Origin of the sequence: Dyadobacter sp. BHUBP1 (genome assembly GCF_050587785.1) — a bacterium.
Taxonomy (GTDB): domain Bacteria; phylum Bacteroidota; class Bacteroidia; order Cytophagales; family Spirosomataceae; genus Dyadobacter.
On sequence record NZ_JBOBIH010000002.1, the window covers coordinates 865,231 to 886,650 of the forward strand.

Here is a 21,420-nt window from a genome sequence, read left to right on the forward strand (position 1 = left end):
GGCAGGGATCGTTTTGCCAAATTTCCTATTCTACAAAACAATCAAATCTATGAAAAAACCTTTAAAGTACCGTAGGGTATTACTGTGGACCATGCGAATAACCGCTACTCAACTCATGCTTGCCTTGGTGTTTATCGTCACGGGTTACGCACGTGAAGGTAGCGCGCAATCCCTTCTCAGCCAGAAAATTTCGGTGACGGCAAACGGCAGTGAAGTTAAAAAGGTGCTCAGCCAGGTGGAAAAACAGGTCGATGTACGCTTCGTGTTCAGCTCCAAGCTGATCAAGTCGGCCCGGAAAGTGACAGTTTCCTTGAAAGACAAGCCATTGTACGAAGCGCTTGACCATATTCTGACGCCGCTGGGGCTCGACTACGAAGTTTCCGGAAAGATCATCATCCTGCGAAGACTGGAACACGCCACACCCGACGCTCCCGCGGGGCAGCCTTTGCCTGCCAACGCTCCCAAAAGGACGGTTTCGGGTAAAGTATTCGACGGGGAGTCGAATACAGGGCTACCGGGCGTAAGCATTGTGCTGAAAGGAACGCAGACAGGTACTACCACCAATCCCGACGGTAACTTCCAGCTCGAAATTCCTGAAACAAGCGCTCCTAACTCGGTGCTGGTTTTCAGTTTTGTAGGTTATAAATCGCAGGAAATTGTGCTGGGCAGCCAGACGGAGCTGACTGTGAGCATGATGCTGGAAGATAAATCGTTACAGGAAATCGTCGTGATCGGTTATGGCCAAATCAAGAAGAGTGACCTTACCGGCTCGGTTTCTTCCATTAAATCGTCGGAATTGAATGCATATCCGGCCACTAACCTCGTGCAATCGCTTGCTGGGCGTGCCGCAGGTGTGTATGTATCGCAAAACACCGGTGCGCCGGGTAGCCCCATCAGCGTTCGTGTGCGGGGTATCAACTCCATTCAGGGAAGTAATGAGCCATTGTATGTAGTGGATGGCTTCCCGTATTCAGGTAACCCTACGTTGCTGAATAATGCGGATATTGAATCCATTGAGGTTTTGAAAGACGCTTCAGCCACCGCCATTTACGGTTCGCGCGGTGCGAATGGCGTGGTGCTTATTACCACGAAAAAGGGCAAGGCTGGTCGTGTGAGTGTCGATTACGATGGATACTATGGGGTACAGACCATCCGTAAGAAGCTGGACCTGATGAATGCGACCGAATATGCCAATTTTTACAATGAACAGGCAGCTAATGACGGTCTGGCGCCCCATTTCACCGCGGATCAGATAGCGGGTTTCGGCAAAGGTACCGACTGGCAGGATCTTGTATTTCAGAAAGCGCCGGTCCAGAACCACGCATTGACCGTAAGTGGTGGAAATGAAAAAACACGTTTCTCGGTAGCAGCGAGCAATTTCAGTCAGGACGGAATTGTGATCGGTAGCGACTATGTTCGCAATGCATTGCGCATTAACCTGAGCTCCGACATCGGCAAGAAATTCAAGTTCGACCTCAGTTCATTGCTGAGCCGTATTAATTCCGATCGCAAAAATTCTGAAAGGGGAAACCGCGGAGGAACGCTGATGTCGGCCATGCTTTCCGGTTATCCTACCATTCCTTCCACGCTTCCCGATGGCAGCTATTCGAAATTGGCCGAGGCTTACGCTTGGGGCTCAAATGTGATCACTAACCCGTTGAACTTCCTGTACCAGTTTTCGGATGTGATCAAATCGAATAAAATACTGACTAACGGGGCGATCACCTACGAACCTTTCAAAGGATTGCAGATTAAAACCCTGGCCGGCATCGAAAGTACCGACGACCGGACTGATACCTACACGACTACCAAGTTCGTGAACTCGAAAGGCAGTGCGACCATCGAAACGCAGCGGGTTACCAGCATTCTGAGTGAAAATACGATCAGCTATATCAAAGATTTTGGCAAGAACAGCGTATCGGCAGTAGCTGGTTTTACTTATCAAAACTTTACACAAACCGGCTTGAAGGCTTCCGGGAGCGGTTTCATCAGTGATAATCAGGAAACTTATGACATTGGTGCAGCGGCTACCCAGGGTGTTCCGGGCTCATCTTATCTCAAATGGTCACTGCTTTCCTACCTGGCGCGCGTAAATTATACTTTCAACAATAAGATCCTCGCCACAGCCAGCTTCCGCGCGGATGGCTCCTCGCGGTATAGTGAAGGGCAAAAATGGGGCTTTTTCCCTTCCGGTGCGCTTGCATGGCGTTTGTCTGAGGAGGAATTTATCAAAAATATCCCATTCATTTCCGACCTAAAATTGCGGGCCGGTTATGGAGAAACCGGTAACACCTCCATTCAGCCCTATTTCACATTGAACCAACTGAACTCGGGACAGGTGGTGTTTGGCGATGCTTTCATGACTTCCTACGCGCCCGGTACGCGGCTCGCGGGTTCGTTGAAATGGGAAACCACAGCCCAAACTGACTTCGGTATCGACCTCGGACTTTGGAACAACCGCGTGAATGTGACGGCCGATTATTATATCAAAAACACCCGAGATCTGCTGAACAACGTAGCCTTGCCCTCGTCGCTGGGTTATACATTCACCATTCAGAATATCGGAAAAATTCAAAACAAGGGTTTCGAATTCGGTGTCAATGCGGCAGTGCTGGAAGGCGCATTTAAATGGAATGTGTCGACCAACTTGTCCGTCAACAGAAACAAGGTTGTAAAACTGTATGGCGGAAATGACATTCTGGGTTCAACCATCGGTGCGGCGGTGAATGACAACGTCAACATCCTCCGCGAGGGTTATCCGCTTGGATCGTTCTATGGTTATGTCGAAAAAGGGTACGACGACAAAGGTTTCATCGCCTATGAAGATTACAACAACAGCGGCAGCCGCGACGCGGGCGACAAGCAGATCATTGGCAATCCGAATCCTAAGTTCACCTATGGACTGAACTCGAATATGTCATTCAAAAACTTCGAATTGACACTCTTTATCCAGGGGTCGCAGGGTAACGATATTTTCAACCTGAGTGCGCAAGGGCAGGGCTATGACTACGGCCAGGCACTCAATATGCCGCGCGAGGTGTATCTCGACCATTGGACGCCTCAGAATACCAATGCGAAATATCCGGTCATCAAAACTTCCTCACAGGCGCAAATGTCCAACCGCTTCGTGGAGGATGGCTCTTACCTCCGGTTTAAGAACATCCAGCTGAGTTACAATCTGCCGGTTACCAAACTGCACATCAAATGGATGAAGTATGGCCAAGTGTATGTGAGCGGCCAGAACCTGATCACCTTTACCAAATACTCATGGTACGACCCTGAAGTGAACTCGTATGGAGGCAGCAACTCGATCGTGCAGGGCGTGGACCACTATGTTTACCCCGTCGCCAAAACCACCACAGTAGGGCTTAGAATTGGGTTTTAAGGTCAGTTTAATCACCGGTTAAAGAGAAGTCATCATTATGAAAAAGATATTCACGAGTTTGTTTTTCGCGGCGGTTTGCATGAGTTGCTCCGATATTCTGGAAGAGAAGCCCAAGTCGCTGGCCTCCGAAAATTTTTATAATACGGCAGCGGAAGCCAAAGCCGCTGTCAACGCGATCTACGGTCCGATGCGCCTGGACGCCGCATTGTCGACCAACTACCCCGCGCAGCTGGAAGGCCTTGCGGATTATGGTAATTCAAGAGGTACGCAAACGCCCGTGAGCTTGTACCAGGGCCTTGATAATACGAACATCAACCGCGTAGCTACGATTTGGGACAACTTTTACCAATCCATCCGGAATGCGAACCTGGTAATTGCGAATGTACCGAAGGGAACGAGCATGACGGACGCGGAAAAAACCTCATTTGTAGCAGAAGCGAAATATATGCGTGCACTGATCTACTTCGCGCTTGTACGTAACTGGGCGGGCGTGCCCCTACGCACGGAAGAGAACATGACGGTAGCCGATATTCCGCGGTCGAGTGTTGAAGATGTTTACAAGCTGATTGTCGCAGATGCGCTGGCCGCCGAAGCGGGGCTTCCCGACAACCCTTCCGAAATCGGGCGACCTACCAAATGGGCTGCGAAAACCATGTTATCCGAAGTATATCTGTACCTCGAAAAATGGGAAGAGTCGCGGGCGAAGGCGAAAGAGGTGATCGATTCCAGGAAGTACTCGTTGGTAGGGGTGAGTATTTCGGAGGATTTTCAGAAGATCTACGGACCCGAGGTGGTGAATACGAGCGAGGAGATTTTCTATTTCAAATATTCCCGCCAGCAAGGCTTCGGATTGGTAAGCTACGCGCACCGCAAGATTGGCCAGTACAATTACTATGGCCCGGGCGGCGTGTACGCACAGTATACCGACTCGGTTTCCAACTCGGTGATTAAAAATTGGGATTTCAAGGATTTGCGTAAAAATCATATGCTGTATAACGTGGATATTGGCTTGGGATCGACTTCCATGTTGTACCGGAAATACCGTGATCCGCTGGCTACCGGAGGTGCCGGCAACGACTACCCATGGTACCGCTACGCCGATCTGCTCCTTTTCCACGCAGAAGCGGATGCCCGTGCGAACGGCAAGCCGACGGGCGACGGTCTCGAAAGCCTCAACAAGGTTCACCGCCGCGCTTACGGAAAGCCTGCCGAAACAGCTTCGACGGTCGATTTTAAACTCGCTGATTTTGCCACATTACAGAGCTACATCGACAAGGTAGTGCAGGAGCGGGGCTACGAAACCATGTACGAAGGTAAGCGCTGGAACGACTTGAAACGGTTAGGGATCGCCAAACAGCGCATTTTGGAAGTAAAAAACATTGTTGTCGCGGAAAAGCACATGCTGTGGCCGATCCCGAATTCCGAGATTTTGTATAACAAGGCCATTACCGCCAAAGATCAGAATCCGGGTTATTAAGCATTTTTAATCATTTCAAAAACAATGAGAAAAAAGATAGCAATAGCTAAGTTCGCTTGTCTGTTTGCATTCGTATTGTCAGGGTTCCGGATGTCGGAAGTTCGACAGCAAGCGGCCACCGGAACGCCGACCGGGGGAGCCGCGGTGCAGGCGGATGTCTGCGTTTACGGCGCGACAGCAGCCGGCGTGATCGCGGCCTACACGGCCAGGAAAATGGGTAAGTCGGTGGTACTCATCGAGCCGGGCGGGCATTTGGGCGGTATGACCTCCGGTGGACTGGGCTACACCGATATCGGCAACAAATATGCCATTACCGGCCTTTCCAGGGACTTTTACCGTCGCATTGGCACGCATTACGGTAAGTTTGAGCAATGGACGTTCGAGCCGAGTGTAGCCAAAAAGTATTTACAGCAATATCTGGACGAAGCGGGTATCAAGGTTCTCTACCAAAACCGGGTGATCAGCGCCACCAAATCGGGAGCGGAGATTAAATCCATTGTTTTGGAGAACAGTATTCGGCCGGATGCCAAAACCAATCGGACCGTTACTGCCAAAGTGTATCTCGACTGTACCTACGAAGGCGACCTGATGGCGAAAGCCGGCGTTTCCTATACCGTGGGCCGCGAAGCGAACAGCGAGTACAACGAAACGATCAACGGGGTCCAGCTCATGAAAGGACACCAGTTGCCGGATGGAATTGATCCTTATAAAATCGAAGGGAAGCCAGAAAGTGGCCTGCTGTGGGGTGTTTCACCTGCTAAACTGGAACCGAACGGCACGGGCGATAAAAAGGTGCAGGCTTACAACTACCGCATTTGCCTCACCTCCGATCCGAACAATATGGTACCCATCACCAAACCGGAAGGTTACGATCCAACGCATTTCGAGCTGCTCGCACGCCTGATCGCGAAACAGCCGGAACGGAAAGCGCTGAACGACTACTTCATCTGGAGTAAAATGCCGAACAATAAAACGGACATTAACAATCGTAACGGTTTCTCGACCGATATGATCGGCATGAACCACGAGTACCCCGACGCCGATTATAAGAAGCGCGCGGAGATTATCAAAGCGCATGAAACCTACACCAAGGGCCTGCTTTATTTCTTCGGCCACGACCCGCGGGTACCCGCGGAGTTGCGCGAGGCTATGCTGAAATGGGGGTATCCCAAAGACGAATACGTAGAAACCGGCAACTGGTCGCCGCAGCTGTATGTACGTGAGGCACGCCGGATGATCGGCAGTTATGTCATGACCCAGGCGAATTGTGAAGGCAAAGAAGTGGTGAAAGACGGCGTGGGAATGGCGGCTTACACCATGGACTCGCACAATATCCAGCGCATTGTGATCAATGGCATGGCTAAAAACGAAGGGAATGTCGAGGTCGGCGGATTCGGCCCTTACCCGATCGCTTACGGCTCGCTGGTGCCCAAGGAGAAGGAATGTACCAATTTGCTGGTGCCGGTATGCCTTTCCGCGACGCACATTGCCTATGGTTCTATCCGTATGGAGCCGGTGTTTATGGTACTTGCGCAGTCATCAGCCATCGCGGCCGTCATGGCGATCGATTCGAAGAAAAGTGTGCAGCAGATCGACATCGCCAAATTGCAGGCGAGGCTCAAAACCGACCCGCTCGTGAATGGCAAGACGCCTGAAATTCTCGTCGATAATGAGGATAGCAACGTTTCTGTTAAAGGAAATTGGCAGCCGGTCAAAAAAGGAGGTTACGGTCCGTCGTTCCTGGCAACCTATGAAAACGACCGGAACGGCGGTACGGTTACTTTTACGCCTCAAATCACAGCCCCTGGCAGTTACCAGATTTACGTTTATTTCCCCAAAGTGGCCAAACCGGCTTCGGAAATCAAACTCTCGGTGAAGTCGGGCGGCCAGGTGAAGAACATTTCAGTGCTGGAAAAGGACATCGTCGTCGAAGGGCAAACTTCGGGTGAATGGTACCATGTAGGCAAGTTCGATCTGCCCAAAGGCGATGCTTCCTCGGTCAACATTTCGTCGGAAGGAGCTTCGGGAGCAGTGGCGGCCGATGCAGTGCTGTTTGTACCGACGGGTGAACAGTGACGGTGGTTCGCATTCAGCGAATAAAGGTAAAGACGAGCCTGTTCATTAAACAGTCGGCTGTCAACATTTTAAAATCAACATAAAATTTCAATGAAAAAATTACTCTTACTGGGTGCAATTATTATTTCTTACCTCATGCCGCGGGCGGCTTTCGCGCAGTCATACGAAGCCGATGTGATCGTTTACGGCGGCACTTGCGCGGCGGTTACGGCGGCGGTGCAGGTAGTCAAATCAGGCAAAACGGTACTTGTAGTTTCACCCGATAGACATTTAGGCGGACTTTCCTCGGGTGGGCTGGGGTTCACCGATACCGGCAACAAATCGGTGATCGGCGGTCTTGCGCGAGAGTTCTACCACCGCGTTTACCTGCATTATGACAAGCCCGAAGGCTGGCACTGGCAGAAAAAGGAAGAATACGGCAACAAAGGGCAGGGTACCGTAGCCATGGACGGTGCCGAGCGCACCATGTGGATTTTCGAACCGCACGTGGCCGAGCAGGTTTTCGAGGATTTTGTGAAAGAAAACAATATCCAAATCTACCGCGACGAATGGCTCGACCGGAGCAAAAGTGGTGTTCAGAAAACGAGGGGGCGCATTACTTCATTCAAAACACTTAGCGGCAAGACATTTAAAGGCAAAATGTTCATCGACGCTACTTACGAAGGCGACCTCATGGCCGCCGCCGGTGTAAAGTATCACGTGGGACGCGAAGCGAACAGTGTTTACAATGAAGAATGGAATGGTGTCCAGGCGGGCGTTTTCCAGCACCGGCATTATTTCGCGAAGAATATTAGTCCATACAAAGTGGAAGGTGACCCTAAAAGCGGCCTGCTGCCTTACGTAACAGCTGAGAAGATCGCTGAAAATGGATCGGGAGACCACAAGATCCAGGCCTATTGCTTCCGTATGTGCCTCTCGTCGCACCCCGATAATCGCATTCCGTTTGCTAAACCGGAAGGCTACGACCCAGGCAAATACGAGCTCCTCGCCCGCGTGTACAAGGCTGGCTGGACCGAAACTTTTGACAAATACGACCCGATTCCCAACCGCAAGACCGATACGAACAACCACGGCCCGTTCAGCACGGATTTCATTGGGCAGAACTACGATTATCCCGATGCCTCGTACGAGCGCCGCAAGGAGATCATCAAGGAGCATGAGGTATATCAGAAAGGCCTGATGTACTTCCTGACCAACGACCCGGCGGTACCGGCAGATGTGCGCGCCAAGATGAGTGAATGGGGTTTACCGAAAGACGAGTTCAAGGACAATGGCGGCTGGCCGCACCAGATTTACGTCCGCGAAGCGCGCAGAATGCTAGGGAAAAGTGTAATGACCGAGAATGAAACGCTGGGTAAAAAAGCAGTGGAACAATCCGTAGGTATGGGTTCGTACTCGCTCGATGCGCATAATGCACAGCGCTATGTGAAGGAGGATGGTTTCGTGCAGAATGAGGGCGATATCGGCGTGCATCCCAAAACGCCTTACAGCATTTCATATGGTTCCATTGTTCCTAAAAAAGCCGAATGTGAAAACCTGCTGGTACCCGTGTGCGTTTCGGCCTCACATATTGCCTATGGGTCCATCCGCATGGAGCCGGTGTTCATGATCCTCGGCCAGAGTGCGGCCACTGCTGCGGTGCAGGCGATCGACGATAAAGTGGCGGTGCAGGACATCGATTATGCCAAATTGAAGGAGCAGCTTTTGAAAGACAAGCAGAAACTGGAACTTTGAGGCGGGGAGTGACCGGTCACTCAGTGAATCTACCGGTCACTCGGTAATATGTCCGGATGGAAAAATGAGTGCATAATTTCGTGATTATTATCACTTAAAAAAGGCAACCATGAAAACTCCATCCATGAAAAATCTGGCCAATTACCTGATGCTATTTCTGTTCGCGGCAGCGATGCTGGCGTGTAGCAAAGACTCCGACGATCCGGCTCCCGAGGCGCCCTCTGGCAATGTCGTAGAAGGTACCTGGAAAATCAAGGCAATGAATGTCGACCCGGCGCAGAACGGCATCACCGATGTACTCGCGTATTTCGAAGCATTGACGGGCAAAAAGTGCCTGTCGGAAACCGAAATTACTTTCAAAAGCAATGGCACGGTCGGCGCGAAAGTGCCTGTCGGCTGCGACGACATCTTCGACCAGGCTGACGTCGTGGACGACGCATCGAAATGGGCAGTGAAGGATAAAAAAATTGTCCTCACCGAGGGCTCGGATGTTACCGAGTTCGACCTCGAAACCGGCGCGACCGAAATGAAATGGTCGACCATGGAAGAGGAAGACGGTGTCAAATACAAAATGACCATCGTATTTAAGAAGATATAGACAATGAAAGCAAGAGAAAGTCGGCAACGTTCAAACAAAACTTTCTCTTTAAATTTTATTAATTTACCAACGAATAGCCGGGCTTATGTCCGGCTATTTGCATAATATTGCAAGTTATTCTGATGAAATCCATAGAAAATCAAATGTCATCCGTCACAGCAACGCGCTCAGACGCTTCCTACCTTTTCAGTGCTCCCGTAATTGTCGCTGCCCTTGGTTACTTCGTAGATATTTATGATTTGCTCCTTTTCGGGATCGTGCGCCTGCCTAGTCTGGCTGCATTAGGCCTCTCCGAAGCGGACATTTCCATTACAGGCGCCAGTATTCTGAACTGGCAGATGACCGGGCTGCTCATTGGCGGGATATTGTGGGGCGTGCTCGGAGACAAGAAAGGGCGCCTTTCCGTACTATTCGGATCCATTATCACTTATTCCCTCGCTAACATCGCATGCGGCTTCGTGCAGGATGTGACGGTTTACAAAACGCTCCGTTTCATTGCGGGCATTGGCCTCGCGGGTGAACTGGGCGCGGGGATCACGCTCGTTTCCGAAATCCTTCCCAAGCATTTGCGTGCAATCGGGACGTCACTGGTGGCCGGTATTGGGTTGCTGGGTGCTGTGGTGGCCTATTTCACGGTCGAGTTCTTCGACTGGCGCTATGCCTATTTCATCGGCGGAGGGTTGGGCATTTCGCTGCTTTTGCTTCGGATCGGTGTTTTCGAATCGGGGATTTTCAAGGATTTGAAGGAAAAAGAGCATATCGAGAAGGGCAACTTCTTTGCATTGTTTACCAATAGGGACAGACTCGGGCGATACCTGCGGTGCATTGGCATTGGTTTGCCTACCTGGTTTGTGATCGGTATCCTGGCTACATTCAGCAACGAGTTTGGCAAGGCATTGGGCATCGATGAACCTATCAAGCCGGGGCTTTCTATTATGTGGTGCTACGTTGGCTTGTCGATCGGAGACCTTTGCAGCGGGTTCATCAGCCACTGGCTCGAATCGCGCAAGAAGGCGGTCTTCTACCTCATGCTATTTACACTGGTATTCAGCCTGGTTTACCTTTTTGCGGGAATTAAATCAGCGTCGCTTTTCTATACAATCGCCACTTTGCTGGGCTTCGGGATCGGCTATTGGGCTATGTTCGTGACGATCGGCGCGGAGCAATTCGGTACTAACCTGCGCGCTACGGCGGCCACTACTGTTCCTAACATGGTACGCGGCACGGTAGTGGGAATGACTACATTATTTGCTATTTTTAAAGGTTCTTTCACCGTCATTCAGGCCGGTGCGCTCGTGGGACTGATCTGTTTTGCAATAGGTATCTTCTGCATTCTCACTATTCCCGAAACGCACGGTCGCGATCTCGACTTCCTCGAGGAGTGACGATTTGGCCGGTGTGGTCAAGGTTAGTCATGAGTAGTCAAGAGAAGTCAGGTATGGTCAAGAATAGTCAGGTGTAGTCAGGAATGGTCAGGTGTAGTCAATGGTAGCCGGGTATAGTCAGAGAAAGAAATTTTTTACAATGACAATCAATGACAATCAATGACAATCAATGACAAATCCTGACAAAGAGTGACAAGAAACAATACAAGTAAAGACGTTCAAACAAAATAGAAACGAAAATGGAGAGACGCGTAGCGCTTAAAAGCATGGCGATGGCCATGGGTGCCATGGCGGGTTTGCCTTCCTGGGCATCCGGTTGGAACAAGAGTGCGGTGGCGAAGAGCGGATTGCTATCGGCAGATCAATCTAAAAATCTTACGATGATCGTCGAAACCATCATCCCCAAAACCGACACACCGGGCGCAGGAGAGCTGGGCGTAGGTGATTTTGTGCAGAAGATGGTGAAGGATTGCTACGATTCCAAAGCGCAGGCCAGCCTCGCAAGCGGCGTTTCGAATATCGATGAGCAGAGCATTCAGCGGTTCGGCAAGTCGTTTGTGGATGCGAGCAAGGAGCAGCGCCTGCAAATCCTGTCGGATATCGAAAAAGGAAGCGACACGGCACAGAAAGGCTTTTTCAGTATGGTCAAAAACCTGACGATCCAGGGCTATATGACGTCCGAATACGTGATGACCAACATTACCCACTACGAAATGATCCCCGCTCGCTACCATGGGTGTGTACCTGTTAAGAAGGGATGAAAGGAGTAAGGGAAGGAGGATATAAGTCATTGAGTCATTAGGTCATTGATTGTTTTTTTCCTTTCTTCCATCTTCCCTTTCTTCCCTTCCTCCCTATTTCCATCAAACCGAACTATGGCAAATTTTAATATTGATAGTAAAAAAGCCCGCACCTACGATGCCATTGTGATTGGCTCGGGGATCAGCGGCGGATGGTCTGCGAAGGAGTTGACCGAAAAAGGATTGAAAACCCTCGTGCTCGAACGCGGGCGCGATGTGCAGCATATCAAGGATTATCCCACGACGAACATGATGCCGTGGGAGTTTGAGCACCGTGAACGGCTTCCGAAAGAAATTGCAGATGCGAACCCGATTGCAGCACGCTGCTATAACTTCAAGGAATCGTCGATGCACTTTTTCGCGAAGGATAATGAGCATCCCTACATTCAGGAGAAGCCTTTCGACTGGTTACGGGGTTACCAGGTAGGCGGCAAGTCGCTGCTTTGGGCACGTCAGACGCAGCGTTGGAGCAAATACGATTTCGAGGGGCCGGCACGCGATCAGTTTGCAGTAGAATGGCCGATTGGCTACGACGACCTGGCACCCTGGTACAGTCACGTGGAAAAATTCGCGGGCATTACCGGTAACAAGGACGGCATCGACGCATTACCCGATGGCGAGTTCCTGCCCCCACATGACCTGAACTGCGTGGAAAAGTATTTCAAAGAGCAAGTTTCCAAACAATATAAAGACCGCCACATTATCATCGGTCGCGCGGCACATATTACGGAGCCCCAACAGATCCACCTCGACCAGGGCCGTGCCAAATGCCAGCATCGCGTAATGTGCGAGCGGGGGTGTCCGTTCGGAGGGTATTTCAGTAGCAATGCATCTACTATCCCCTGGGCGGCGAAGACGGGGAATATGACGCTCCGTCCGCATTCCGTGGTGCATTCGATCATTTACGACGACAAGACGCAGAAGGCCTCGGGCGTACGCGTGATCGACGCGAACACGAAGCAGATGATCGAGTTTTATGCCAATATCATCTTCCTGAATGCGGCCGCGTTGAATTCGAACCTCGTATTGCTGAACTCGGTCTCCAGCCGCTTTCCCAATGGACTGGGTAATGACAATGGCTTGCTGGGCAAGTACATCGCATTCCACAATTACCGGGCAACGGTTTCAGGAGAATACGAAGGGTTTCTGGACTCAACCACCGATGGCCGCCGTCCTAATAGCGGCTACATTCCGCGTTTCCGCAATGTTTACAAGCAGGAAACCGACTTTTTGAGAGGGTATGCGGCCGGCTTCGGAGCCAATCGCAACACCTACAACGACCGCAGTGGCCTGGGTGAATCATTGAAAGCCGGATTGCACGAAACGAAATACGGCAATTGGAGCGTAGGTTCGCACATGATGGGCGAAACCATTCCCAAAGAGAGCAACTATGTCATGCTCGATAAGAATGAAAAGGACCCGTTTGGGATGCCGAAACTGAGAATCTCTGTCGATTATGACGATAACGACGAAAAGATGATCAAGGATTATATGGAGCAAGTGAGCGAGATGTTCACCAAAGCGGGCTTCACCAATGTAAAAACACACGATAACCATCGTAATCCGGGCAACGACATTCACGAAATGGGCGGTGTGCGAATGGGTAAAGACCCTAAGACGTCGCTGCTGAACAAGTGGAACCAGCTTCACCATTGCAAGAACGTATTCGTGACGGACGGTGCCTGCATGACTTCGACCGCGACACAAAATCCTTCGCTTACCTATATGGCGCTCTCGGCCCGCGCGGCCGACTATGCCGTAAAACAGATGAAGGCGAAGAATTTGTAACCCGAAATAACTAGTTTTTGATAATGGCCGCTATTCGCAAGGATAGCGGCTTTTTTAATATCCGGTTGGTTTGGGTTAAGATATGATTAAAAAAAGTTTTAGTTTTTTTAAATCAAGGGTAAGGGATTTTAAATACAAGAAAGTCTTTTAATTATTACATACGAACAGACACCTGATGCACGATCCTTTGCTTAACCCGGAAACGAAGCGCCCTGGGCCATTTGTGTCCCCTGCACACGAAGGTAAGGCCCCCGTAAGTGAGATTGATTCTGCTACCTTCCTGAAGTCGGCTTTCGAGCAAAACCCGGGAAAGGGTCTGGAACTGCTGTTTAAAAGGTATTACAATCCCCTTTGCAGTCATGCAGTGCGGTTTGTGTATTCCAAACAAATCGCCGAGGACCTGGTGAGCGAGGTGTTCTTTCAGTTTTACCGCACGAAGGCTTACGAGAACATCACAACTTCGTACACCAGCTATTTGTTCCGCTCCGTACGTAACGAATGCTATACGTATATGCGTAGAGAGTTTGGCAAGACAGACACCCTCGAAGTGAACGAGGAGCATTCGATCTCCACGTATCATCAGCAGCCTGATGCTGAGATCCATTATAATAACCTGTTTCTCAAAGTGAACGAGGTGATCGCCCGGCTGCCGATGCAGTGCCAGAAAGTGTTCCTGCTGAGTCGCTTCGAGAACAAAAAATACCATGAGATAGCGGACGAGCTGCATATTTCACCCAAAACCGTAGAAGTACACATCTCCAAGGCATTGAAACACCTTCGCTCCGCCCTTCACGGAGAATGGATGATCTCGCTTTGCCTGACCATTTTGAGTATCCTCTGAAACCCGGCCGGAGAAGCCGGTCAGGAGGCCCTTCCGAATGGGCCTTGTCAACGTTGTAAACCGAACAGAAATGGAAAAAACTATATCGAAATACACACTTTTCGAGTACCTGAGCGGGCGGGCTAATCCGCTCGAAAGGCAACTCGTGGAAGAATGGATCGTGCGGAAAGAGAACGCGGAAACATTCCACCGGTGGCTGTTGGAATATGAAACCCAGTCGCCCCAGTTCGTCCCCAACCAGGATATTGCGCTCGAAAATCTGCTTCTCCGGCTGAATTCGACGCTGGAAGAGGAAGGAGAATGGAAGAAGGAGGAAGGGGAGGATGATGGTGGGGGTCCTTCCTGGTTTGCCAGGCGAAGCAACCGGTTTTGGGTGGCGGCGGCGTCGGTAACGCTGCTCGTGAGTTGCGGTTGGTGGTTTCGTGAGCCGATACAATACAAATCGTACCAGACAGCTTACGGTCAGACCACCGACGTGTACCTCGAAGACGGAAGTCGCGTAGCATTGAATTCGAACTCCAAACTGAAAGTGCCGAGGCTGGGTTTCTGGGGCGATGTGCGGGAAGTGGTGCTGGAAGGCGAGGCCGAGTTTTCGGTAAGCCATACGATTGACCACAAACGCTTTGTGGTGAAGACATCCGAGAAGTTTCAGGTGGAAGTGCTTGGGACCACATTCTCCGTGTTTGCCCGGCCAAGAGGCACGAAGGTAGCATTGAAATCCGGCAGCGTGCGCATCGACTATTCGCAGGATAACCGCCGCAGGGAAGTCATGATGGAGCCGGGCGACCTCGCTTTTCTCGATCAGGCAGGCGCGGTGCAACTCGAAAAAAAGCAGGATGTCAAAACATTCGCTCCCTGGACGGAGCAGCGCTACGTGTTCAACGGAACGCCAGTAAAAGAAATACTCGCGATGATTGAGGAAAATTTCGGACAGAAAGTAATGCTCTCCGATTCCAACATCGCCCAGCGCTCAATAACCGGCAATTTCAAGACCAAAAATGCGGACGAACTTTTGAGAACGATTTCGGAAGTGCTTGATCTCCGGGTCGAGCAGAACGGCACAAGCATCCTTTTAATGAACAATTAATTATTCCAAACCACTTGATTATGAATTTAACGCTATCAGCCAAGCAATGGGTGGCGATCGGGATTGTGTTGATGACACAATCCTCCCGGGTCGTGCATTCACAGGTCATTGCCTTTGCGTCGATGCCGGCCAAGCAGCATACTTCGCTCGGTCAGGAGATGAAGCTTAAAAATGTTTTGCTCGATCTTCAGAGACATTACGGGGTAGAAATCATTTTCGAGGACCGATTGGTAGGCTCCGTGAACGTAGCTTCCAGCAACCTGGATTTCAACCAGTCCATAGAGAAAAACCTGGATATGCTGCTGAGGCAGAACGGCTTGAAATATAAAAAGACAAGAAAGAACACATTTGTTATAACCGAAGGCAAAGCAAAGGAAGCGATGCCGGTGAGGGAAAGCAAGGAAGAGGCGATGGCACTGCCGGAGGGGCAGATGACGCAGGAAAACCTGACCGCACCGGCACAGGTAACCCAGGTCGCCGTTGACAGGACCGTGAAGGGAACGGTTTCGGACGAAAAAGGGGCTTCGCTTCCGGGTGTGAGCGTGGTCCTGAAAGGTACTCAGCGCGGAACCTCCACAGGTGCCGCCGGTGATTTCAGCCTGGACATCCCGGATGGCGGCCAGCCGGTGCTTGTTTTCAGTTTTGTGGGCTACAAATCGCAGGAGGTGACGGTGGGAAACCAGTCGACGTTTACAGTGAAAATGGCCCCGGACGAGAACGCATTGGAAGAAGTAGTGGTAGTAGGTTATGGTACTGTTAAAAAGTCGGATCTTACCGGTGCGGTCGGTACCCTCAAAGCCGAAGTTTTGCAGGAACGCCCGGCTTCTTCATTGAACCAGGGACTTTCCGGCCGCATTACCGGGGTAAACGTGTCGTCCAACTCGGGACGCCCGGGTGGTCGCGCCAACATACGTATTCGCGGAGCCAGCTCTATCAGTGTTTCCAACAACCCTCTTTACGTGATCGATGGGGTGATCCTGAATGCGGTGGAACTTGCCAACGGTAGTACACCGATCGATTACCTTAACCCGAACGACATTGCGTCCATAGAAGTTTTGAAGGACGCATCATCCACTGCGATATACGGTGCACGCGGTGCCAACGGGGTGATCCTCGTTACGACCAAGCGAGGTTCAGCTGGCGGAGGAAAGGTGACTTACGATACCGATTTTAGCATTGGTGTCGCACCCAGGAAACTGCCTGTTTTGAATTCAAAAGAGTTTTTGCAAGTGGAGGAAACCATTTACGCCAATGCAGCCAAGTATGACCCCGTCGGCTGGGCTACCGGTACCAAATACACCGATCCAAAGCTGAAACGGACTAATCCATTGCTTTTCGATTCGAACGGCAACCCATTATACGACACCGATTGGCAGAAAGAGACTTTCCAGAAAGCATTTACTCAAAACCATCAACTGGGTTTCACGGGCGGTAACGAAAAAGGCAGCTTCGGCGCGTTCCTTAACTACCGCAACGAGGATGGTATCGTCAAGGATTCGTGGCAGAAACGTTTCGCAGGCCGTTTTGTATTTGATTCACAAATCAAAAGCTGGCTGAAAGTAGGTGGTACGCTGGGCTACACCGACCAGAACGAAAAGCAGATCGACCAGCTCGGCGGCGGCGGTATCACGGCCATGCGCCAGGTACTGGAAGCATTGCCGATCATCCCGGTGAAATATCCCGACGGCCGCTGGGCAAGTAACCGCGATTACCCCGGTATGGAAGGCGGCGACAGCCCGCTTCGTGTAGTGGCTGAACGCCTTTACTATTTGAAAACGCAGACAATGCTGGGTAATTTGTACGCCAATATTCGTCTGGCTGATGGGCTGGAACTGCGTTCCACCGTTGGTGCGAACGTGATCAACCAGCGTAATGACTACTTTGCTGCCACTGGACTGCAATACATTTCAAATACGGGGGATGCGTCGGTTGCCAGCAGCCGGTTCAATTCCTGGCAGTTCGAAAATTATCTGACTTACTTTAAAGACTTTGGCAAGATACATTCGATCAATGCTATGCTTGGATTGTCGTGGCAGCACGTGGATCGTTTCGATAATACGGCTCGTAGCCAGGGCTTTACCGATACCTATTTTCAGTTTAACAACCTTGGAGCAGGTGCCACGGCCCTTACGCCACTTTCTAATGCGCAGGCATACGGGCTGAACTCTTACTTCGCAAGGATCAATTACAGCCTGATGAACAAGTACCTTGTGACGTTCACCGGGCGTGTCGACGGCTCTTCCAAATTCGGGGAATCCAACCTTTATGCATTCTTTCCTTCGGCGGCGGTGGCATGGCGTGTAAATGAAGAAGAATTCCTGAAAAACTCGAATTCGATCTCCAATCTGAAAATCCGTGCCAGTTATGGAGCCACGGGGAACTCAGAAATCCTGCCTTACCGTGCATTGGCAGGACTCTCGAGCGTTGACGTGATCTTCGGCGGCACCCGTAATATCGGTATCGGCGTAGGACGAATGCCGAATTCTACCCTGCAATGGGAAAAAACGCAACAAGTGGATTTCGGTGTTGAACTGGGACTCTTCCAAAACCGGGTTAACTTCGAATTGGATTTGTATCGTAGAAAAGTAAATGAAATGCTGCTGGACGCACCACTTCCTTTAAGCAGTGGCTATAGCAGCATTTTCGACAACATTGGTAGTATGGAGAACAAAGGGTTCGAATTCGCAATCAACTCTACCAATATCAAGGCGGGGGACTTCTCTTGGAGCACTACATTCAATATTTCTGTGAACAAAAACAAGGTATTGGCGCTCTCGGGCGGTAGCGACATTTTCTCGGGTGCAACGGTGATCCGTGTGGGCGAGCCGGTCGGTTCTATGTTCGGACGTGTGCATCAGGGCACCTGGTCGACAGCAGAAGCGGAACAGGCTAAAAAATACAATATGTTGCCCGGCGACGTGAAATACGCGGATTTGAATAATGACGGTACAATTAACGATAATGACCGCACGATCATCGGTAAAGGTATTCCTGATGGCTTCGGTACATTCCTGAACACATTCACCTACAAACAGTGGTCGCTGACGGTGGACTTGCAATACATGTACGGCAACGATGTGCTCGACAGAAGTATCCACTCTGCTGAGGACCGCCAGGGAATTGCGAACAGCTACAAAACCGTGTTGAATGCGTGGACAGAGACCAACCAGAATACGCCGATTGCGCAGATCCGCCCTATCAATGCTTACTATACGACCAACAACGACAGCCACAAGGTAACCGACGCGTCGTTTATCCGCGGCCGCAACCTGTTGCTCGCCTATGTGTTCCCGTCGCACATTGCTTCGAAAATGAAACTGGAACGCCTGAGAGCTTATGCATCCGTTCAGAACTTCTTTGTAGCGACCAAATACAAAGGTTATGACCCTGAGGTTTCCAACTCCGGATCGCCGTTCGACCAGGGATTTGGTTTGTATGACTATCCGAAGCCAAGAGTATTCATGCTCGGCCTGAACATCGGTTTATAACAATATTGACTCTTACCGAAAGTAACAATGACAATCATATCAAAGAAAATCGGTTTGCTCGCAATGCTGAGCTTATTTGGGGCAACAAGTTGCTCTGACTTCCTGGATGAGTCGGATCCGAGTAACTTCACAGAAGAAAACTACTTCACGCAGCCCGCGCATGCGAGGAGCTCCGTCAATGCGATTTACGCGCCGTTACGTGAACCTATGAGCAGCGGCTTCGGGGGAGGTGCGTGGATGATGCCCGAATTCGCGACTGGTTTGGCCGGAACCGATCTCGGCCAGGCAGTGAACAGCTATTTTATCAAAGATCTACGGAATACTTCTGATAATGGCTACGGACAAACCTACTGGACGCAATATTACAAGGGCATTGCAGGCGCTAACCTCTCGCTGGCGAAAATACCGGGCATTACCATGGATGCTGCCGAAATGAAGAAGGTGCTCGGCGAGGCTTATTTCCTCCGGGCGTTCTATTATTTCCAGCTCGTGCAGATGTTCGGCAACATCCCGCTCGTGACGCAGCCTGTGAACTTACAATCCGATCAGTTGCGCCCCTCGGCTGCGACCCCTGAAGCGGTTTACAACCAGATCGTGGAAGACTTGAAGGCAGCTGAGGCATCCGGCCTCACCATGACCGAAAACAGCGGTAAGGTGACGCTCGGCGCGGTGAAATCCTTGCTGGCGAAAGTGTATCTTACCATGGCGGGCTACCCTTTGCAAAAAGGCGCCGCCTATTATGATCTGGCCGCTAAAAAAGCAGAAGAGGTAATTGACTCGAAAGCATTCAAACTCTTCACTTCTTACGACGACCTGCATAATCCCGCCAAGAAGAACATCGAAGAAAATATCTTCATGATCCAGTACAAAACCCAGCTGATCCCGTCGAACTGGCAGGTTTCCATTATTCCTTACAACAAAAATATCTCGGCTTACTCCGATGAAACCGGCGGTATTTACGCAACCGGCGACTTCGTGAAGTCTTTCGAGACAGGCGACCTTCGCGCGAAAGAGAAGCAATTTTTCTTTACCAAATTCACTAATGAAAGCGATCGCAACAAGGAAGTGGATCTCGGCGGCTATTTTATCTACAAACACTTTGATAACGTAGCCCAAACAAGCACTGCCAACAGTGATTTGAACTGGCCTGTAATCCGCTATGCAGACGTGCTTCTGATGTATGCGGAAGCAGCCAACGAGGTAGGAGGGCCGTCGGCGAAAGCGTATGAAGCAGTGAATGCAATTCGTACACGGGCGCAGCTGCCTGCACTTGCGGGGCTCACCAAAGACACATTCCGCGAGGCTGTGTGGGCAGAGCGCTGGCATGAGCTGTGCTTCGAGAATATCACCTGGTTCGATATGGTACGTTTGCGGAAGGCGTATAATGTGACTACGAAGAAGTTTGATAACTACGTAGGTCACAAATTCTCTTACGGTCCTACTTTGACCGAACGCGAGTTGCTATTCCCTATTCCTACGCCGGAAATACGTAACAATACGAATCTGAAACAGAACGCAGGATATTAGCAGAACAGGTTAATCATTAAACTCAGTAAGTTTAATAGTAGATAGTAATATGAAAGCCACCGGAGGTTTCCGGTGGCTTTTTTATGCTGTAAGACTTTGCTTATTTAATTGATTTCAAATGCTTTCCGGCAATGTCTTCCCAGCGGTAAAGGTGGAAAGTCTTGTCATCGCTCATCGCTACGAACAGGCCGTTGCGAAAATGGGCATTGAGGGGGATCGAAACGATATCGGAGCCGTCGCTATGGCTGGCTTGAACGGTGACCTTCCTTAAAAGCGGGTGATCATGCGGTTTACCGGACGTACCTTCTCTCGGAAAGATCTGGAAGCTGTTGGCGCCCTGATCCGACACGAGGATATAGCCGGTGCTGTCGGTGAGTTGGTAAATGGAAATGCCCTCATGATCTTCGGTAAAGCCATTGGTAGCGAAAAGCGCCAGCTCTTCATTACCTCTTTCAGGATCGGCGTAGTATTTGCGGACGCCTTTGCCTTCATCGGAATAATACACATAACCCAGTTGGTCGTCGACAGCAATCGCTTCGATCTCCTTCAAGCCACTGTACTGGCCGAACTTGCGGACGAGCGATGCCTTTATACCGCCTTTGCCGTTGTCTTCCAGCAGGTACTGCCACAGGTAGGTCCCATCAGTAGGCCCCGATTTGCGGCCGACGATGGCATATATCTTCCCAGTTTTGTTCTTATAAAGTGCTATGCCCATCAAATCGCGGGCATTCTCGCCGGTTTCCCCTACAAAAACCTCTATTCCTTCATTGTCGATCGACTTCATGTCGGGCACACTGTAAATGCGGAGCTTGTGTGTAAAACGCTCGGTGGTAACGGCGATATCCGCCGGCTTGCCAGCCAGCATGAGACCGTATTCGATATCTACATTATCCGGGCGTTTCAGGCCGGTTACGGTTTTGTCGCGCTGCAATTTGCCTTGCAGGTCGAATACGTACAATCCGCCGTCCTGGTCTTTGTCGGTGCCGATAATGAGGCTCCTGGAAGGATCGGCGGGATTAATCCATATCGCGGGATCGTCGGTATCATGGGCGACGGTGTCGGTAATGAAAACCGGCTGGATGACCGCGCTAGCCGGATCGGCTTTGGCGGAATGGATGGGGGCGTTTTGGGTGGACTGGCAGGCAATAGCCAATGCGGCCAGGCCGGAAATGGCCGGGATTATGAATGCTTTCACTGGTGTTGGAATAAAGGATGTTACTCCGTGTATAGAGGC

Annotated in this window: 13 protein-coding genes; 12 read left to right on the forward strand and 1 reads right to left on the reverse strand. The window is 50.7% G+C overall.

What is annotated here, in order from left to right; all coding sequences use genetic code 11:
* Positions 1-49: 49 nt before the first annotated feature.
* The 12 genes from ACQ4MZ_RS10385 (at position 50) to ACQ4MZ_RS10440 (ending at position 20,186) form a co-directional block, all read left to right on the forward strand.
* Positions 50-3,385, forward strand: a complete 3,336-nt coding sequence (locus ACQ4MZ_RS10385; RefSeq protein ID WP_430844799.1) for a TonB-dependent receptor — start codon at positions 50-52, stop codon at positions 3,383-3,385.
* A 37-nt stretch (positions 3,386-3,422) separates the two neighbouring features.
* On the forward strand, positions 3,423-4,862 hold the full coding sequence (locus ACQ4MZ_RS10390; RefSeq protein ID WP_430844801.1) for a RagB/SusD family nutrient uptake outer membrane protein: 1,440 nt from the start codon (positions 3,423-3,425) through the stop codon (positions 4,860-4,862).
* A 24-nt stretch (positions 4,863-4,886) separates the two neighbouring features.
* Positions 4,887-6,938: an FAD-dependent oxidoreductase gene (locus ACQ4MZ_RS10395; RefSeq protein ID WP_430844803.1), complete on the forward strand. Its 2,052-nt coding sequence runs from the start codon at positions 4,887-4,889 to the stop codon at positions 6,936-6,938.
* A 90-nt stretch (positions 6,939-7,028) separates the two neighbouring features.
* The gene (locus ACQ4MZ_RS10400; RefSeq protein ID WP_430844805.1) at positions 7,029-8,672 is read left to right on the forward strand and encodes an FAD-dependent oxidoreductase; all 1,644 of its coding nucleotides are present in this window, start codon (positions 7,029-7,031) and stop codon (positions 8,670-8,672) included.
* 109 nt (positions 8,673-8,781) lie between these two features.
* Positions 8,782-9,270, forward strand: a complete 489-nt coding sequence (locus ACQ4MZ_RS10405; protein WP_430844807.1) for a lipocalin family protein — start codon at positions 8,782-8,784, stop codon at positions 9,268-9,270.
* 143 nt (positions 9,271-9,413) lie between these two features.
* Positions 9,414-10,655, forward strand: coding sequence for an MFS transporter (locus ACQ4MZ_RS10410; RefSeq protein ID WP_430844809.1), 1,242 nt, complete (start codon positions 9,414-9,416; stop codon positions 10,653-10,655).
* 239 nt (positions 10,656-10,894) lie between these two features.
* On the forward strand, positions 10,895-11,416 hold the full coding sequence (locus ACQ4MZ_RS10415) for a gluconate 2-dehydrogenase subunit 3 family protein (protein WP_430844810.1): 522 nt from the start codon (positions 10,895-10,897) through the stop codon (positions 11,414-11,416).
* Between the two features lie 114 nt (positions 11,417-11,530).
* On the forward strand, positions 11,531-13,243 hold the full coding sequence (locus ACQ4MZ_RS10420; protein WP_430844812.1) for a GMC oxidoreductase: 1,713 nt from the start codon (positions 11,531-11,533) through the stop codon (positions 13,241-13,243).
* 175 nt (positions 13,244-13,418) lie between these two features.
* The gene (locus ACQ4MZ_RS10425) at positions 13,419-14,084 is read left to right on the forward strand and encodes an RNA polymerase sigma-70 factor (RefSeq protein WP_430844814.1); all 666 of its coding nucleotides are present in this window, start codon (positions 13,419-13,421) and stop codon (positions 14,082-14,084) included.
* A 70-nt stretch (positions 14,085-14,154) separates the two neighbouring features.
* Complete coding sequence (locus ACQ4MZ_RS10430; RefSeq protein ID WP_430844816.1) at positions 14,155-15,171, forward strand: FecR family protein; 1,017 nt, start codon at positions 14,155-14,157, stop codon at positions 15,169-15,171.
* A 20-nt stretch (positions 15,172-15,191) separates the two neighbouring features.
* Positions 15,192-18,659, forward strand: coding sequence for a SusC/RagA family TonB-linked outer membrane protein (locus ACQ4MZ_RS10435; RefSeq protein ID WP_430844817.1), 3,468 nt, complete (start codon positions 15,192-15,194; stop codon positions 18,657-18,659).
* A 27-nt stretch (positions 18,660-18,686) separates the two neighbouring features.
* Positions 18,687-20,186, forward strand: coding sequence for a RagB/SusD family nutrient uptake outer membrane protein (locus ACQ4MZ_RS10440; RefSeq protein WP_430844819.1), 1,500 nt, complete (start codon positions 18,687-18,689; stop codon positions 20,184-20,186).
* A 100-nt stretch (positions 20,187-20,286) separates the two neighbouring features.
* Here the strand turns inward: ACQ4MZ_RS10440 and ACQ4MZ_RS10445 are convergent, their stop codons facing one another.
* On the reverse strand, positions 20,287-21,381 hold the full coding sequence (locus ACQ4MZ_RS10445) for a phytase (RefSeq protein WP_430844821.1): 1,095 nt from the start codon (positions 21,379-21,381) through the stop codon (positions 20,287-20,289).
* Positions 21,382-21,420: the final 39 nt, after the last annotated feature.

Excerpts from the sequence above, each read along its gene's own strand:
- ACQ4MZ_RS10385 (WP_430844799.1), top strand. The coding sequence starts at position 50 with ATGAAAAAACCTTTAAAGTACCGTAGGGTATTACTGTGGACCATGCGA.
- ACQ4MZ_RS10390 (WP_430844801.1), top strand. The coding sequence starts at position 3,423 with ATGAAAAAGATATTCACGAGTTTGTTTTTCGCGGCGGTTTGCATGAGT.
- ACQ4MZ_RS10395 (WP_430844803.1), top strand. The coding sequence starts at position 4,887 with ATGAGAAAAAAGATAGCAATAGCTAAGTTCGCTTGTCTGTTTGCATTC.
- ACQ4MZ_RS10400 (WP_430844805.1), top strand. The coding sequence starts at position 7,029 with ATGAAAAAATTACTCTTACTGGGTGCAATTATTATTTCTTACCTCATG.
- ACQ4MZ_RS10405 (WP_430844807.1), top strand. The coding sequence starts at position 8,782 with ATGAAAACTCCATCCATGAAAAATCTGGCCAATTACCTGATGCTATTT.
- ACQ4MZ_RS10410 (WP_430844809.1), top strand. The coding sequence starts at position 9,414 with ATGTCATCCGTCACAGCAACGCGCTCAGACGCTTCCTACCTTTTCAGT.
- ACQ4MZ_RS10415 (WP_430844810.1), top strand. The coding sequence starts at position 10,895 with ATGGAGAGACGCGTAGCGCTTAAAAGCATGGCGATGGCCATGGGTGCC.
- ACQ4MZ_RS10420 (WP_430844812.1), top strand. The coding sequence starts at position 11,531 with ATGGCAAATTTTAATATTGATAGTAAAAAAGCCCGCACCTACGATGCC.
- ACQ4MZ_RS10425 (WP_430844814.1), top strand. The coding sequence starts at position 13,419 with ATGCACGATCCTTTGCTTAACCCGGAAACGAAGCGCCCTGGGCCATTT.
- ACQ4MZ_RS10430 (WP_430844816.1), top strand. The coding sequence starts at position 14,155 with ATGGAAAAAACTATATCGAAATACACACTTTTCGAGTACCTGAGCGGG.
- ACQ4MZ_RS10435 (WP_430844817.1), top strand. The coding sequence starts at position 15,192 with ATGAATTTAACGCTATCAGCCAAGCAATGGGTGGCGATCGGGATTGTG.
- ACQ4MZ_RS10440 (WP_430844819.1), top strand. The coding sequence starts at position 18,687 with ATGACAATCATATCAAAGAAAATCGGTTTGCTCGCAATGCTGAGCTTA.